This window comes from Synechococcus sp. MIT S9507 (assembly GCF_047304715.1).
Lineage (GTDB): Bacteria > Cyanobacteriota > Cyanobacteriia > PCC-6307 > Cyanobiaceae > Synechococcus_C.
The window spans coordinates 2,667,600-2,681,236 of the sequence record NZ_CP138970.1; the positions used below are offsets into that span (position 1 = coordinate 2,667,600).

Consider the following 13,637-nt stretch of genomic DNA (forward strand, 5'->3'; position numbering starts at 1 on the left):
ATAAAGGACGGAGAATGGAATGATTCAGGAGGTAGGTCAGCGCATGGAGAACCAATCCGTACCAGGTCAGCTCGATCTGCTGTCGTCGAGTGCTGGCCAGCCCTTCACGGCCTCGCCGCCTCAATCTCCGGCTCAACTCCCAAGGCAATCTCCGCAGTCTCCTGAGACCAGTCCCTCGCCGCAGCCAGAAGCTGATCGTTTCGCCGCAGCAGGAACGCTGTTGATTGTTGACACGGAAACCACAGGACTTGATCCACAGATCGATCAGTGCCTTGAGGTGGGCGCGATTCTCTTCGATGTCGCCAGTCGCCAGGTGCTTGCGCAGCAATCGTTCCTGCTGCCGGTGGAGGCCAATGCTGCGGAGGCCATCAATCGAATCCCCGCTTCCGCGACCACCCTGCCCCAGCCCTGGAGGCCCGCCCTCGACTATCTCCAGTCGTTGCTGGATGCTGCCGACGTACTGGTGGCCCACAACGCCGCCTTCGACCGCCAGTGGTTCGGGCGCGGCCATCTGCCGGCTGTTAACAAGCGCTGGCTCTGCAGCATGGAGGACATGCGCTGGCCGGCTGATCGTCAGCTGCGGTCCAGGCCTTCGGTGCGCGATCTGGCCCTGGCCTATGAAATCCCTGTCTGGGCGGCTCATCGTGCTTTAACTGACTGCATCTATCTGGCAGAGGTCTTCCGGCGCTGTGATGACCTTGAGCACTTGATCGAGTGCGGTCTGGAACCTCGGCAGCTGATGCGCGCTCAGGTCTCCTACGACGACCGTCATCTCGCCCGGGATGCCGGTTTTCGCTGGAACGAACCGGTGAAAGGAGCCTGGGCCAGGCGACTGTCCGCAAGGGAAGCCGGCAAACTCGATTTTCCTGTTGTTCCTGTTGATCCTGAATTGCCCCTGGCGTCCTGATTTGCTTCAGCACTCGGAAGCCTCGTGGTGGGTTTGCTGCTGCCGGGCTTCAGCCAGCCAAGCTGACTGCATGGATCATCCAAGGCATCCGCCTTCCATTCGTTCCCGCCTGCAGCGCTGGCAGCAGGTGCGGACCTGGGCTCGCCTGATACGCGAGGCTGAGTGCCTCTGGCATGTGGATGTACGCGAACTTAAGCGTCTCGGTGCGCTGGAGCTCTCGCATCTCCTGGAGGAGGTTCCATCCTGTCAACGCTCGCGCGTGAATCGATGGCTGACGCGTTATTCAGCTTCGACTCGGTTGCCTTCAGCTGCTTCCATCCATGAGCCCTGATGCGTCGTTCAAATGCTCTTGAGCGTTCACGAACAAGCCTCATGAAAGCTGTCCGAGCCTGCTCTCCGCTATGGGTAGGTCGCTTCGCTGCAGACCATTGATGGCCTTCGCCAGGCAGGCTCTCGTTCTGTTCTCCCTGCTCGCTGCCGGAACCTGTGTCTCCGCCTCCTCACAGTCATCTCTGATCGCAGTCGGTTCATCTCTCCCCACCAGGCTTCACCGAACCTGGTTCGGCCGGATGGCCAACTCCGGTGGTTTTGAGATCAGCTATCGATCGGTGGGCTCGGCCGCAGCTCAATGGGCCTTGATCAGGCAGGCAGTTGACTTCACGGTTTCCGACGTCGCGATGCAACCCAGGGACCTGGCCAAGGTGAGACGTGGCGTGGTTCAGATCCCCACGTTTGGAGCCGCCATCGCTTTCGGATACAACCAGCCCGGTTGCGACCTGAAGCTGACCCAGCTGCAGGCTGTTCAGGTGGCCAGCGGCAGAATCACCGACTGGAAGCAACTCGGCTGCGAGCCCGGTGCTCTCACCTGGGTGCATCGGTCGGATGCCTCTGGCACCACCGATTCCTTTGCTCGGTCCATGCGAGCGTTTTCTTCGCAGTGGCCTCTTGGGACCGGAACGCTGATTCGCTGGCCAGCTGACAATGTGATCGCCGCTGAAGGGAATTCCGGCGTTGCCGCTGTCATTGAAAGCAAGCGTGGAGCCATCGGTTACCTCGGTCTCTCCCATGTCAAAGGCAGGATCCGGGCTGCTGCGCTGCAGAACGACAACGGAGAATTCCTCCGACCCAACCCGATTTCCGGAGCCAAGGCCCTTCAGGGCATCGATCTGGATTTCAATCTTGCCGGCAGCAACCCGAACCCCTCCACCCAGGGGGCCTATCCGATCGTTACCTTGATCTGGGTCAAGGCCTACAGGTCTGGAAACGGCGAGAAGTCCCAGGTGATCAAAGCGACCCTTGAGCTCATGCTCAGTAGCGAGGCTCAGAGCCAGCTTCCTGACCTTGGTTTGATTCCTCTCGAGGCTGAGATCCTCAGCAAGTCGAAGGCAGCCATTGAAAGGATTGGTCAGTAACTGCAGGGCTCCTGATCGGGCGTCGAACAGGTTGACACCATTCGGATCATCATTTTTGCCACGAACTTTCGATACTTTTGAACACTCCTTATTGATTCGATAGGGGGCTCTTCGTCTGGGTGTGTGATGTTTCGCTCCATACGTTGCTCGGTAGGGAATCGTCAGTCGGTTCTGTTGAAACTCCAGCAGAATCAAAGTCTGAAAAGTAGAGCTCTTCCTTCTGGACTCCAGTTTTCAAAACCGAAATCGCTTGCACCTCGCCGCGGGAAATGTTGTGCCACTGCACAAAAACAGGCTGTGGCTTGTTGTTAACGGCATGGTGAAGCTTGGTGCGGTTTCTGTGCATGGTGATGAACTGCTGCTTGGTCTCGCAGGTCCCAATGAAACCTTTGGTGAGCCATTGAGTACGGTGCAGGCTTATGAGGCCGTCACGCTCACCGACTCCGATCTTCTCTGCATGACGATGGGCGAGGTCCGGGAGTCTCAGGACCTTGCCAATAATTTCCTGGGAGCGGTCGTGCTACGGCATCGGCAGTCGGAATATCTGCTGTCTCTTCTCGGACTTCGTCGTGTTGAGGAGCGAGTCAGGGGATTTCTTGAGTTGCTTGCCCAGGATTACGGTCAGCCCTGTGACCAGGGATTGCGCCTGAATCTGCGTCTGACTCACCAGGAGATGGCCAGTGCCCTGAGTACAACCCGTGTGACAGTGACCAGGGTCATCGGACTGCTCAGAGATGAGGGCTGGCTCCAGATCGATGGTCAGCGCCACCTTGTGATCACCCATGTGCCCTGTAAATGAATTTCTCTGTGCCTGATTTCCTGAGTGTTTTGATTCAGTGAGATTGTTGATCGCTTGATCAAGCCGGTTACGGTGAAGCAAATAGAAAAAGACTCCCCAAACGAGGAGTCTTCGTCATCGATTGGACTGTGACATCGGAGCGGCGGGATTTGAACCCACGACCCCTACTACCCCAAAGTAGTGCGCTACCAAGCTGCGCCACGCCCCGACGGCAGATTCAAGTTATCACAAGGCATTCCCGCTCTTTGTGTTTCGCTTGATGCGTGCCAGCAGTCTTGTTGTGAGTCTGTCTCGGCTGTCGCTTGAATACCCCCAGAGGCGCATTTCTCTGGCCAGCTGACGCAGCGCTGAAAGATTCATTGAGGCAAGCTGCAGCTCAGGCAGCGTTCTCCATGCTCTTGAGGCGATCGGCAGATCAGTGCGACGTTGGTTGTCGCTGAGACTCAGCGTTCCATCAGCGATCCACTCCGGTATGAGCACCACCAGCACTGCGATCAGACCGTAAAGCTCCACCAGGCCGCTCGGCAGGGGATGCAGGCGACGGGGGGGCTTGGGCTCAGGAATGGTGGGCACGCCTTGCGAGGAGACCAGTTTCCAACCTTGCCAGGTCGGTTTATCGGCTGCGCAGGCAGTGGTCAGATCCCCTGGGTTGCTCTCTGTGAAGGTGTGGAGACCAGTCCAGGAGGGGACTGGGATTCATCACGCCAGAGAAAGGGAGGCTGATCATCGGATCGGGGCCTCAGGGCGAAGGCCATGGCGAAGACAAGAATCACCGTCAGAGCGATGACGGCGATCACCACCCTGTCGGGCAGTGGGTCATTCATGCCTGCAGCTGGATCGGATTGTTGTCTCCACGCAGCACGCAGTGGCTGATGCTCCAGTCGTAATGGGTCCAGACCTGGCTGGGCAACTGGTAGTCAGCAGCTTCAAAGGCACCGAGGAGGATCCCTGTGGGCATGGCGGAGCAATAGGGCCGGCTGCCTGGTCGTGCCAGATATTGCTGGTGGTAGTTTTCGGCGAAATGAAAGGTTCGGTCAGCTGCGATTTCAGTCGTGATGCTGTCCCGTTCGGCCTGAGTGAGGGCTTGTTGGTACCAGTCACGACTGGCCAGTGCGAGCTGCATCTGTCGGGTGGTGGTGGTGTAGATCGCCGATCGATACTGGCTTCCCCGGTCATTGCCCTGACGATCTCCCTGGGTGGGGTCATGACATTCCCAGAACAGCTTGAGCAGATCGCTGACATCAATGGCTGGTGTGCTGTACACCACACGCACCACCTCGGTGTGCCCGGTCCGTCCGCTGCAGACCTGCTCGTAACTGGGGGATGGTGTCTGCCCGCCGGCGTAGCCAACAGCAGTGGATACAACACCAGGCAGCCGCCAGAAACCTTTTTCCGCGCCCCAGAAACAGCCGCAGCCGAAAACAATTTCCTCCTGATCCTCCATCAGCGGGGCCTTCAGGGGAGTGCCGAGAACAACATGACGCTCGTCAGCGTTGCTGTCTGATAGTCCCTGCTGAGAACCGGTGAGCCAGTTGGGCAGCATCACATCCATGTCATTCGCCCGGAACCCTAGGCAGATGTCATGGGTTCCAGGCGGATGTGATTGAGCAGTGTGGTGACGAAGGCAAACAGCAGAAACGGGACGCTGAGCACAAGAATCAGGCCGACTCCGACCAGTGCAAACACCGGTCTTGAGGACCCCATCAGCGCCAGCCCTGACGCAAGGCTTACAAAAATCACAGCCATCCAGGCCAGAATCTGCCCGTAGATATCCCCGAACGTCAGGGTGCAGCGGACCGAGAAAGGAGTACCTGACGTCATGGTTCGGCAGCAGAGACTCCAGCTAAGCCGAGGCAACAGGGTTTGTCGCCCGTACGTTGCACAACCTTTGCGTCAGGCCGCCGATTCCAGCCGTTCAGCTGCCTGTTCCCGCTCCCACAACCTTCGGTAAAGGCCCTGTTCCGTGATCAGATCGGAGTGGTGCCCCTGTTGAACCAGCCGTCCCTGATCCAGCACCAGAATTCGGTCGCAGGCCGCGGCCGCCGAAAGCTGATGGCTGATCATCACAATCGTGCGTTGTGTCTGGCGTCGGACTGAAGCGAGAATCTCTGCTGCGGTGTTGTTGTCAACGCTCGCCAGTGCGTCGTCGAGAACCAGAACAGGAGCCTTAAGCAACAGGGCCCTGCCGAGGGCGGTGCGTTGTCTCTGGCCTCCACTGAGCGTGATCCCCCGCTCTCCCACCAGTGTGTTCATGCCATCGGGGAAACCGCGCACATCTCCCAGCAGGCGAGCCTGTTCAGCCGCTGCCTCAACCCGACCGATGTCGGCTTCGGGTTCGCCGTAGCGAAGATTGTCCGCCAGGCTGCTGGTGAACAGGTAGCCCTCCTGAGGAACCAGGGCGATCTGTTCACGCAGGTCAACAAGACGCAGGTTGGTGAGGTCGTGCCCATCGAGAAACAGTTGATGCTGGGGCACCTCCACCATGCGACCAAGGGCACGGGCGAGCGTGGTCTTGCCGCAGCCCACCGGCCCCACAACGGCCACCAGTTCGCCTGAGTGAATCTTGAAACTCAGACCGTCAAGGGTGTCGCAATCGGATCCGTCGTAGCGGATGTGAAGGTCGCGGGCCTCCAGTTCTCCGCGCACAGGCTGTTCAAGACACTCCGGTTCAACAGGGTCATTGATCAGCGGTCGTCTCGACAGCAGTTCCTCAACACGCTCCAGACTGACTTGTCCGGTCTGGAATGTATTCAGCGTGAAACCCAGCAGGGCGGTGGGAAACACCAGTTGTCCCACGTAAAAGATCAGGGCGACCATGCTGCCGATTGACAGGGAGCCCTGCTGGAGCTGGCCGCTTCCGAGTGCAAGCAGCAGCAGCAGGGAGATGGATGAGATTCCTTCCAGCAGGGGGAAGAGCGTGCTGCGCGTGCGTGCCAGCTGGATGGCCGTGTCGCGATATCCGCGATTGCGGGAACTGAATGCATTCAGCTCCTGTTCCTCCTGGCTGTAGATCTTGATGGCTGCGATGCCAGACAGGTCTTCCTGGATCAGTTCACTAAGACCTGCCAGAGCCTCCTGCTGGCGCCGCTGTTCGTGCATCATGCGGCCTCCGAACAGGCGAACGGCGCCGAGCATCACCGGATAAGGGGAGATCGCAGCGATGGTGAGACCGGGATCAATCGCCAGCATGGCCGGCAGCGTGAAGGCGTAGACCAGAACGGTGTTTGTCAGACTCAGCACGGCAAAACCCAGCAGCCGCCTGACGTTTTCGACGTCGCTCGTGGCACGGCTGATCACTTCACCGCTGCCCGTTTGCTGGACCCATCCGGGCTCCTGCTGCAGCACTTGATCAAACAGCTTCTGACGAAGCTCAACCTCCACCTGACGCCCGACTCCAAAGACCAGCTGACGTGAGATGAGCCTCGCCACCCCCATGCTCGTCGCGAGAAGCACGATCCATCCCGCCTGTGCAAGCACATCGGAGAAGGCGAAACCCTCCTGAAGGTCATCGATCACCCGCCGAACCTCAAGAGGGATGGTGACGCTGAGAGTGTTCACGATGACCAGAGCAACCGCACCCATCAGCACCGTTCGGCGATGGGGCTTCAGGTAGCGGCCGATCAGATCGAGGCGAAAAGCGGCCATCGCGATTTCTGAACAACGATCAACCTAGGCATTGAGCTGATGCTCAGGCGAGAGCAGAGCGCGAGGAAGGGTTGAGATTGGCGTCGAACTGGCCATTGCATCCTTTTTAAGGGATAGTGTTGATGTCCCCATCACCCGGCCCGGAGTGCATCTGCACCCGGGCTTTTTTCTGTCCGTCGAACCCAAGGCTCCAGGCCTCTCTTTTCCATGGTCTCCCAATCTGTTTCCTGGCCTCAGACACTGGAGCATCTTCTGAATGGCGGTGTGCTTGTTCCTGATCAGGCCGCGGCATTGATGAGGGCCTGGCTTTCCGAGGAGCTCACGCCTGTGCAGACAGGGGCTTTCCTGGCTGCGATCCGCTCAAGAGGGGTGAACGGCGGCGAACTCGGTGCCATGGCGGCGGTGCTGCGCGAGGCCTGTCCTCTCCCCGGCGAACGTCCAGATCTGCTGATGGTGGACACCTGCGGAACGGGAGGTGACGGTGCTGACACGTTCAATATCTCCACAGCCGTCGCATTCACGGCCGCAGCCTGTGGATCCCATGTGGCCAAGCACGGCAATCGAAGCGCCAGCGGCAAGGTGGGCTCAGCTGATGTGCTCGAAGGCCTCGGCCTGCATCTGCAGGCTCCTGCTGTCCAGGTGATCGATGCCCTCTCTCAGGCAGGGGTGACCTTTCTGTTTGCACCGGCATGGCACCCGGCTCTGGTGAATCTGGCCCCGCTGCGCCGCAGTCTGGGTGTGCGAACGGTGTTCAATCTGCTTGGCCCTCTGGTGAATCCCTTGCGACCCAACGGTCAGGTGCTGGGCGTGGCGACCGAAGACCTGCTGGGTCCTATGGCGGAAGCACTGCAAAGCCTTCGTCAGGACCGGGCGGTGGTTGTTCACGGCGCCGGTGGCCTCGATGAAGCCTCGCTGGCGGGTCCCAATTCCCTGCGCATTCTTGAGAACGGAGTGCTGCGGTCTGAATCCATCGCACCGGGGGATCTGGGTCTCCGGGCGGCACCTCTCGATGCATTGCGCGGCGGTGATCTCGCCTGTAACCAGACGATTCTCAGAGAGCTTCTCCAGGGCCGCGGCACCCAGGCTCAGATGGATGTGGTGGCTTTCAACTGTGCTCTGGTGCTTTGGGTGGCCGGTGTGGAGATGGACTTGAAGGTGGGTGCCCAGCGAGCTCTCGCGGCTCTGGGGCATGGTCATGCCTGGGAGCGTCTTGAGCAGCTGCGGCTGGCCCTGACCCCCGCCGAGGGAGGATGAGGGCTCCAGCGTTGTTGAGGGGATTCATCTGCTGATGGCTGCTTCATCCGGGGAGTCGGCGTGGCTTGTGCTGGCCGATGGCACTGTCTTTTCAGGTCTGCCCTGTGGCGCCGGCGGCAGCGTGGTCGGCGAGGTTGTTTTCAACACCGGCATGACCGGGTATCAGGAGGTGTTGACCGATCCCAGCTATTACGGACAACTGGTCACGTTCACGTATCCGGAACTGGGCAACACCGGGGTCAATCCTGACGATCAGGAAGCCGATAAGCCGCAGGCTCAAGGTCTGATTGCCCGGCAGCTCTCACCGGTGGCCAGCAACTGGCGCTCCCGGCAGAGTCTTCAGGACTGGTTGACGACCCACGGCGTCATCGGTATCCACGGCATAGACACCCGTGCGCTGGTTCGCCATCTGCGTGAAACAGGAGCGATGAACGGTGTGATCAGCTCCGATGGACGCTCGCCGGCTGAGCTGCTTGAGCTGGTGCGCTCTGCTCCGTCGATGGAAGGCCTGAATCTCGTCGACAGGGTTTCGACAACCACTCCCTATGGCTGGAGCGCGCCTTGCGCCGTTGATTTCGACCGACGTCTGCACAGTGGTCGACCTGAGAGCCCGTATCGCGTCGTTGCGATTGATTTCGGCATCAAGCGAGCCATTCTCGATCGATTGGTCAGTCACGGCTGTGATGTCACAGTCATGCCTGCATCCAGCGACCTGCAGAGCGTGCTGGATTGCAATCCTGAGGGTGTGTTCCTGTCCAACGGCCCCGGTGATCCAGCGGCTGTCAGTGAGGGGATTGCACTGGCCAGGGGTCTGATCCAACAACGGGATCTTCCTTTGTTCGGCATCTGTCTCGGCCATCAGATTCTTGGACTGGCGATGGGTGGCACCACGTTCAAACTCGTCTATGGGCATCGCGGCCTCAACCATCCCTGCGGTACCACCGGACAGGTTGAGATCACCAGTCAGAACCATGGTTTTGCCTTGGATTCCGTGAGTCTCCCCACCGACAGCATCGAGGTGACCCACTTCAACCTCAACGACCGCACCGTTGCAGCGATGGCTCACAGGCAACAGCCGATGTTTGGCGTGCAGTATCACCCCGAGGCGAGTCCTGGTCCCCACGACGCCGACCACCATTTCGCCCGTTTCGTTTCGCTGATGTCAGATCGACGCTGATGCGTGGTCTGTCCCGGAGAGCATCACTACACTTCGCTCGACGACGACGCAACATGGGGGGTCTGGTCCCATCACTGAACTGCAGCGACTGACGGTTTCGCTCCGTGGAGGCTTTGAGCAGAAAGATGGCTGCCTGGTGTTTCACTTCACCGGCCAGTTGGATGCCTACTCCGAAAAGCAGTTCATCACTTATGTGATGGATGTTTTGAAGGCCAACGCCTTTCCGGCTGTCTTTGATCTGAGCAAAATCGACTTTCTCGATTCCTCCGGTCTAGGTGCACTGGTGCAGCTGGCCAAACAATGCAAAGACGCCAAGCGCAGCTTCGTGGTGGTTGGCAACGCCCGTGTCACCCAGACCGTGAAACTGGTCCGACTGGAATCCTTCCTGCATCTGGTCAACGATCTTGAGACGGCTTACACCCAGCTGGCTGCTTGAGCGACTGGATCCGGCTTCAACAGTCTCTTCCGGCGGGATCCACTGATCTTGGCCCCCTGCAGCTGGCCTGGCTTGGAGATGCTGTATGGGAACTGCATCAACGGCTGCGGCACTGCCGCCAGGCCGGACGTTCCAAGGACCTGCATCGAGCCGTGGTCTCCGAGGTTCGTGCCGATGCCCAGGCTGTTGCCCTGAAACGGCTCGAGCCGTGGCTCACTGAAGAGGAAAAGGATCTTGTGCGTCGTGGTCGCAATCGTGCCGGTCGCGGCCCGAGGGGTGCAGATCCTGCTGCCTATGGAAAGGCCACAGGATTTGAGACAATGGTTGGCTGGCTCTTTCTGCAGAATCCGACGCGGCTTGCCCAGCTTCTGGATCGACTCGAGGAGACCGAATCCGCCCTGTCATAACCATCGATTCCATGAGCTCCCGTTTTGATCGCCGCTCCGCCCGCCCCTCCCGTGGTGGCGATTCCGCAGGCGGGCGACCGTCTCGAGGCGGGGCCCGAGGTCGACGCCCCAAGGTGGAGGGCAGTCCGACGGGATCCCGCCGCCGGGATGGGGACAACAGTCGTGCTGACACTCCCTGGCGAGGGTCGCGTGATGGAGAGTTTCGAGGACGGGCACCGTCCAGGTCTGGTGCATTGCGTGGCGGTCCAGGCGGTCCAAGAGATGGATCGAGATCCTCTGACCGTGGTGATCGCCGTGATGGCGAGCGGCGCTTTGAGCAACGCCGTCAGGGAGACCGCCGCTTTGAAGACCGCCGTTTTGAAGGTCGCCGCCCTGAAGCCCGTCGCGAAGCTGACCGTCGCGGGGGCAACCGCCGCTTTGAAGACCGCCGTTTTGAAGGTCGCCGCCCTGAAGCCCGTCGCGATGGTGATCAGCGCTTCAAGGGATATCGTTCTGATGACAGGCGTTTCGCGGACCGTCGTCCGGGAGGACGCCGTTTCAGTGACGGGGACTCCCGAACTGTCTCTCCCGGGCGGGCCGAACGCCATGATCGTCAGGCCGCAGACCAGCCCCGAGGAGAAGCTGCTCCCCATGGGGCTGATCCCGTGGCTGATGATCTGCTCTGGGGCCGTCATGCCACCCAGGCGGCGCTCGAGGCCGGTCGTCCGGTCCATCGCATCTGGTGCACCAGTGAGATGCGCAGTGCTCCAAAGTTCATGCAGTTGCTGCGTGATGCCAAGTCCTCCGGAGTTCTGGTGGAGGAGGTCACCTGGGCTCGTCTGGCTCAGATGACAGGTGGTGCGGTTCATCAGGGCATCGCTCTGCAGACCGCAGCAGCGGACACCCTGAATCTTCCTGATCTGATCGACGGTTGCAGCGAGCTCAATGAACCGCCGCTGCTGCTCGCTCTGGATGGACTCACCGATCCTCACAATCTCGGCGCGATCGTTCGTTCCGCTGAAGCCCTTGGGGCACACGGGGTGGTTCTGCCTCAGCGTCGCAGTGCAGGTCTCACGGGATCCGTGGCCAAAGTCGCTGCCGGCGCACTGGAACACCTTCCCGTGGCTCGGGTTGTCAATCTCAACCGCTCCCTCGAAACGCTCAAGGATTCCGGATATCGCGTGGTCGGCCTTGCCGAGGAAGGCGATCAGACCCTGGAAGAAGTCGATCTGGAAGGTCCCCTTGTGGTGGTCACCGGCTCCGAAGGTCAGGGGCTTTCGATGCTGACCCGTCGCCACTGTGATCAGTTGATCCGCATTCCTCTGCGTGGTGTCACACCAAGCCTGAACGCTTCCGTCGCTACAGCTCTTTGCCTGTATGAGGTGGCTCGCCGCGGTTGGATGAAGGGATTGAAGGGGCAGAACCCGTCCCCCCGCATCGTGCGGCCCCAGCTGTCGACGCCGCCCCCGGTGACGCCGGAGCACGTTGATGCGTCACTCAACGGAACGTCCGCTGGTGACGATGCAGCAACATCGCCCGCAGATGCATCGGTTACTGCCGGGATAGAGGCCTCCAGCGAGTCTGAGCGCTCCCAGCCACAGCCTGAGGATCCAGGCATCGATCTGGGGATCGAACGTCTTCCTCACACGGCGGAACCACGCTTTGAAGGCAGCATTGATCTCTGACCGCAGTGGGGCGAACTTCAGGGACTCGGAACAGCGATGGTCGGAATCCTTCCGCCAGCGGTGAATCAGTGCACAATGGCGATGTCTTCTTCGCTCCGCCATGGGCCCTCTGAACCGACCGCTGCGCTCACTTGCCAACGGTCTAGGTATGGCTTGGTGGGCACGGGTTCAGACCCACGGCCCGGATGTCACCTACTGGTTCGGTCCCTTCGTGCGTCGCACCACCTTGGAGCGTGAACTGCCTGCTTTTCTGAACGATGTGTCTGCGGAATCCCCCGCTTCACTTGATCATTCACTTCTGCGCTGTCGGCGTGCTGAACCGTTCACGATCGAATCCCAGGGGTGACACGGCCCGATGCCAACGCATCTGACTGATAGCGTCTCAGCTGCACGCGAATCCTGACCATGGCGATCGCCGAATGGCGTCAGCAACTGGCAAACGGGGAGGTGTCCGCGAGGGAACTCACCGATCTACATCTGGCCAGGATTGATGCGGTCGACTCCAGCGTTCATGCTTTTCTCGAGGTCACGGCAGAGCGTGCGCGTGCTGATGCCGATCGCATCGATGAGGCTCGTCGTTCTGGAGAGGACCTGCCGCCACTGGCTGGGATCCCTCTCGGCATCAAGGACAATCTCTGCACGAAGGGTGTACGCACTACCTGCTCCAGCCGCATGCTCGAGCAGTTCGTGCCTCCCTATGAGTCCACGGTGACTGACCGACTGTGGACCTCCGGAGCGGTACTTCTGGGAAAGACCAACCTGGACGAATTTGCCATGGGTGGCTCAACCGAAACCTCCGCATTCGGTGCAACCGCCAATCCCTGGAATCCTGAGCATGTGCCGGGTGGCAGTTCCGGCGGCAGTGCAGCCGCAGTTGCCGCCGGCGAGTGTCTGGCTTCCATCGGCTCCGACACCGGTGGTTCGATTCGTCAGCCCGCATCCTTCTGCGGGGTGGTTGGTCTCAAGCCCACCTACGGGCGCGTGAGTCGTTACGGCCTGGTGGCTTTTGCCAGTTCCCTGGATCAGGTGGGACCGTTCACCTCATCGGTCGCGGATGCCGCCGAACTGTTGCAGGTCATGGCAGGAGCTGATCCTCGCGATTCGACCTGTCTGAATGTTCCTGTCCCTGACTACACAGCTGGCCTTGCCGCTCCGATCAAAGGTTTGCGGGTCGGTCTGGTCACCGAGTGCTTTGACCAGGATGGATTGGACCCACAGGTGAAGGCGTCGGTGCTGGCGGCAGCAGACCAGCTCAAATCACTTGGTGCCGAACTGGTGGACGTGAGCTGCCCCCGTTTCAACGACGGCATCGCCACCTACTACGTGATCGCCCCCTCGGAGGCATCCGCCAACCTCGCCCGCTACGACGGCGTGAAGTATGGCTATCGGGCAGGGGACGCAACATCTCTGGCTGCCATGACTGCCAGAAGTCGTGCGGAGGGTTTCGGCAGTGAGGTTCAGCGCCGCATTCTGATCGGCACCTATGCCCTCTCCGCCGGCTATGTCGATGCGTATTACAAGAAAGCGCAGCAGGTGAGAACACTGATCCGGCGCGATTTCGACGTGGCTTTTCAGTCGGTTGATGTGCTGTTGACGCCCACTGCTCCCAGCACGGCCTTCAGGAACGGTGCCCATGCGGATGATCCCCTGGCCATGTACCTGGCGGATCTGCTCACCATCCCGGCCAATCTCGCCGGTCTCCCGGCCATCAGCGTTCCCTGCGGCTTCGATGCCGGCGGTCTTCCGATCGGGGTTCAGCTCATCGGCAATGTCCTGCAGGAGCCCCGTCTGCTGCAGGTGGCTCATCAGTATGAGCAGGCGGCGGAGGTGATGAGGTCCCGGCCGCAAGCGGCTCTGGTGCCCGCCTGACACGATGCTTCAGGCCCGGTCAGCACCGCATCTGGTGTTGGTCGGGCTCACTGTGCACTGCATCTTG

Annotated in this window: 16 protein-coding genes and 1 tRNA gene; 11 read left to right on the forward strand and 6 right to left on the reverse strand. The window is 60.3% G+C overall.

The annotated features are described in order from the left end of the window. The first annotated feature begins 19 nt into the window (after positions 1-19). From SIB83_RS14610 to SIB83_RS14625, 4 genes are all read left to right on the forward strand, one after another. Positions 20-907, forward strand: coding sequence for a 3'-5' exonuclease (locus tag SIB83_RS14610; RefSeq protein WP_413746263.1), 888 nt, complete (start codon positions 20-22; stop codon positions 905-907). 70 nt (positions 908-977) lie between these two features. After that, positions 978-1,238 carry a hypothetical protein gene (locus SIB83_RS14615; RefSeq protein WP_413746264.1) on the forward strand — a complete coding sequence of 87 codons (261 nt, stop codon included), beginning with the start codon at positions 978-980 and terminating at the stop codon, positions 1,236-1,238. Between the two features lie 100 nt (positions 1,239-1,338). After that, the gene (locus tag SIB83_RS14620; protein WP_413746265.1) at positions 1,339-2,319 is read left to right on the forward strand and encodes a substrate-binding domain-containing protein; all 981 of its coding nucleotides are present in this window, start codon (positions 1,339-1,341) and stop codon (positions 2,317-2,319) included. Between the two features lie 220 nt (positions 2,320-2,539). Beyond that, positions 2,540-3,118, forward strand: coding sequence for a Crp/Fnr family transcriptional regulator (locus tag SIB83_RS14625; RefSeq protein ID WP_413406389.1), 579 nt, complete (start codon positions 2,540-2,542; stop codon positions 3,116-3,118). 134 nt (positions 3,119-3,252) lie between these two features. Here SIB83_RS14625 and SIB83_RS14630 read toward each other — a convergent pair. The 6 genes from SIB83_RS14630 to SIB83_RS14655 form a co-directional block, all read right to left on the reverse strand. Continuing rightward, a tRNA-Pro gene (locus SIB83_RS14630) sits at positions 3,253-3,326 on the reverse strand. Between the two features lie 17 nt (positions 3,327-3,343). Continuing rightward, on the reverse strand, positions 3,344-3,691 hold the full coding sequence (locus tag SIB83_RS14635; RefSeq protein WP_413746266.1) for a hypothetical protein: 348 nt from the start codon (positions 3,689-3,691) through the stop codon (positions 3,344-3,346). 62 nt (positions 3,692-3,753) lie between these two features. Further along, on the reverse strand, positions 3,754-3,942 hold the full coding sequence (locus SIB83_RS14640; RefSeq protein ID WP_413746267.1) for a hypothetical protein: 189 nt from the start codon (positions 3,940-3,942) through the stop codon (positions 3,754-3,756). Beyond that, on the reverse strand, positions 3,939-4,661 hold the full coding sequence (msrA, locus tag SIB83_RS14645; protein WP_413406391.1) for a peptide-methionine (S)-S-oxide reductase MsrA: 723 nt from the start codon (positions 4,659-4,661) through the stop codon (positions 3,939-3,941). Before msrA ends, SIB83_RS14640 begins: the two co-directional genes overlap by 4 nt. A 26-nt stretch (positions 4,662-4,687) precedes the next feature. Beyond that, entirely contained in the window at positions 4,688-4,939 is a 252-nt protein-coding gene (locus SIB83_RS14650) for a hypothetical protein (RefSeq protein ID WP_413402305.1), read from the reverse strand. Positions 4,940-5,011: 72 nt separating this feature from the next. Further along, the gene (locus SIB83_RS14655) at positions 5,012-6,763 is read right to left on the reverse strand and encodes an ABC transporter ATP-binding protein (protein ID WP_413746268.1); all 1,752 of its coding nucleotides are present in this window, start codon (positions 6,761-6,763) and stop codon (positions 5,012-5,014) included. 207 nt (positions 6,764-6,970) lie between these two features. On the opposite strand from SIB83_RS14655, the gene trpD reads away from it, so the two are divergent. The 7 genes from trpD (at position 6,971) to gatA (ending at position 13,570) form a co-directional block, all read left to right on the forward strand. Next, positions 6,971-8,017, forward strand: a complete 1,047-nt coding sequence (gene trpD, locus SIB83_RS14660) for an anthranilate phosphoribosyltransferase (RefSeq protein ID WP_413746269.1) — start codon at positions 6,971-6,973, stop codon at positions 8,015-8,017. A 34-nt stretch (positions 8,018-8,051) separates the two neighbouring features. After that, entirely contained in the window at positions 8,052-9,194 is a 1,143-nt protein-coding gene (gene carA, locus SIB83_RS14665; RefSeq protein WP_413402309.1) for a carbamoyl-phosphate synthase small subunit, read from the forward strand. Positions 9,195-9,282: 88 nt separating this feature from the next. Beyond that, positions 9,283-9,630 (forward strand): STAS domain-containing protein, encoded by a 348-nt coding sequence (locus SIB83_RS14670; protein ID WP_074160780.1) that lies wholly within the window; start codon positions 9,283-9,285, stop codon positions 9,628-9,630. Next, positions 9,627-10,037, forward strand: a complete 411-nt coding sequence (locus SIB83_RS14675; protein ID WP_413402310.1) for a ribonuclease III domain-containing protein — start codon at positions 9,627-9,629, stop codon at positions 10,035-10,037. Before SIB83_RS14670 ends, SIB83_RS14675 begins: the two co-directional genes overlap by 4 nt. An 11-nt stretch (positions 10,038-10,048) precedes the next feature. After that, entirely contained in the window at positions 10,049-11,701 is a 1,653-nt protein-coding gene (rlmB, locus tag SIB83_RS14680) for a 23S rRNA (guanosine(2251)-2'-O)-methyltransferase RlmB (RefSeq protein ID WP_413746270.1), read from the forward strand. A 100-nt stretch (positions 11,702-11,801) separates the two neighbouring features. Then, on the forward strand, positions 11,802-12,047 hold the full coding sequence (locus tag SIB83_RS14685) for a DUF1816 domain-containing protein (protein ID WP_413402313.1): 246 nt from the start codon (positions 11,802-11,804) through the stop codon (positions 12,045-12,047). Between the two features lie 59 nt (positions 12,048-12,106). Next, positions 12,107-13,570 carry an Asp-tRNA(Asn)/Glu-tRNA(Gln) amidotransferase subunit GatA gene (gene gatA, locus SIB83_RS14690; protein ID WP_413746271.1) on the forward strand — a complete coding sequence of 488 codons (1,464 nt, stop codon included), beginning with the start codon at positions 12,107-12,109 and terminating at the stop codon, positions 13,568-13,570. The last annotated feature ends 67 nt before the right edge of the window (positions 13,571-13,637 follow it).

Excerpts from the sequence above, each read along its gene's own strand:
- SIB83_RS14640 (WP_413746267.1), bottom strand. The coding sequence starts at position 3,942 with ATGAATGACCCACTGCCCGACAGGGTGGTGATCGCCGTCATCGCTCTG.
- SIB83_RS14650 (WP_413402305.1), bottom strand. The coding sequence starts at position 4,939 with ATGACGTCAGGTACTCCTTTCTCGGTCCGCTGCACCCTGACGTTCGGG.
- SIB83_RS14610 (WP_413746263.1), top strand. The coding sequence starts at position 20 with ATGATTCAGGAGGTAGGTCAGCGCATGGAGAACCAATCCGTACCAGGT.
- gatA (WP_413746271.1), top strand. The coding sequence starts at position 12,107 with ATGGCGATCGCCGAATGGCGTCAGCAACTGGCAAACGGGGAGGTGTCC.
- SIB83_RS14685 (WP_413402313.1), top strand. The coding sequence starts at position 11,802 with ATGGGCCCTCTGAACCGACCGCTGCGCTCACTTGCCAACGGTCTAGGT.
- msrA (WP_413406391.1), bottom strand. The coding sequence starts at position 4,661 with ATGCTGCCCAACTGGCTCACCGGTTCTCAGCAGGGACTATCAGACAGC.
- SIB83_RS14615 (WP_413746264.1), top strand. The coding sequence starts at position 978 with ATGGATCATCCAAGGCATCCGCCTTCCATTCGTTCCCGCCTGCAGCGC.
- SIB83_RS14620 (WP_413746265.1), top strand. The coding sequence starts at position 1,339 with ATGGCCTTCGCCAGGCAGGCTCTCGTTCTGTTCTCCCTGCTCGCTGCC.
- SIB83_RS14655 (WP_413746268.1), bottom strand. The coding sequence starts at position 6,763 with ATGGCCGCTTTTCGCCTCGATCTGATCGGCCGCTACCTGAAGCCCCAT.
- trpD (WP_413746269.1), top strand. The coding sequence starts at position 6,971 with ATGGTCTCCCAATCTGTTTCCTGGCCTCAGACACTGGAGCATCTTCTG.
- carA (WP_413402309.1), top strand. The coding sequence starts at position 8,052 with ATGGCTGCTTCATCCGGGGAGTCGGCGTGGCTTGTGCTGGCCGATGGC.
- rlmB (WP_413746270.1), top strand. The coding sequence starts at position 10,049 with ATGAGCTCCCGTTTTGATCGCCGCTCCGCCCGCCCCTCCCGTGGTGGC.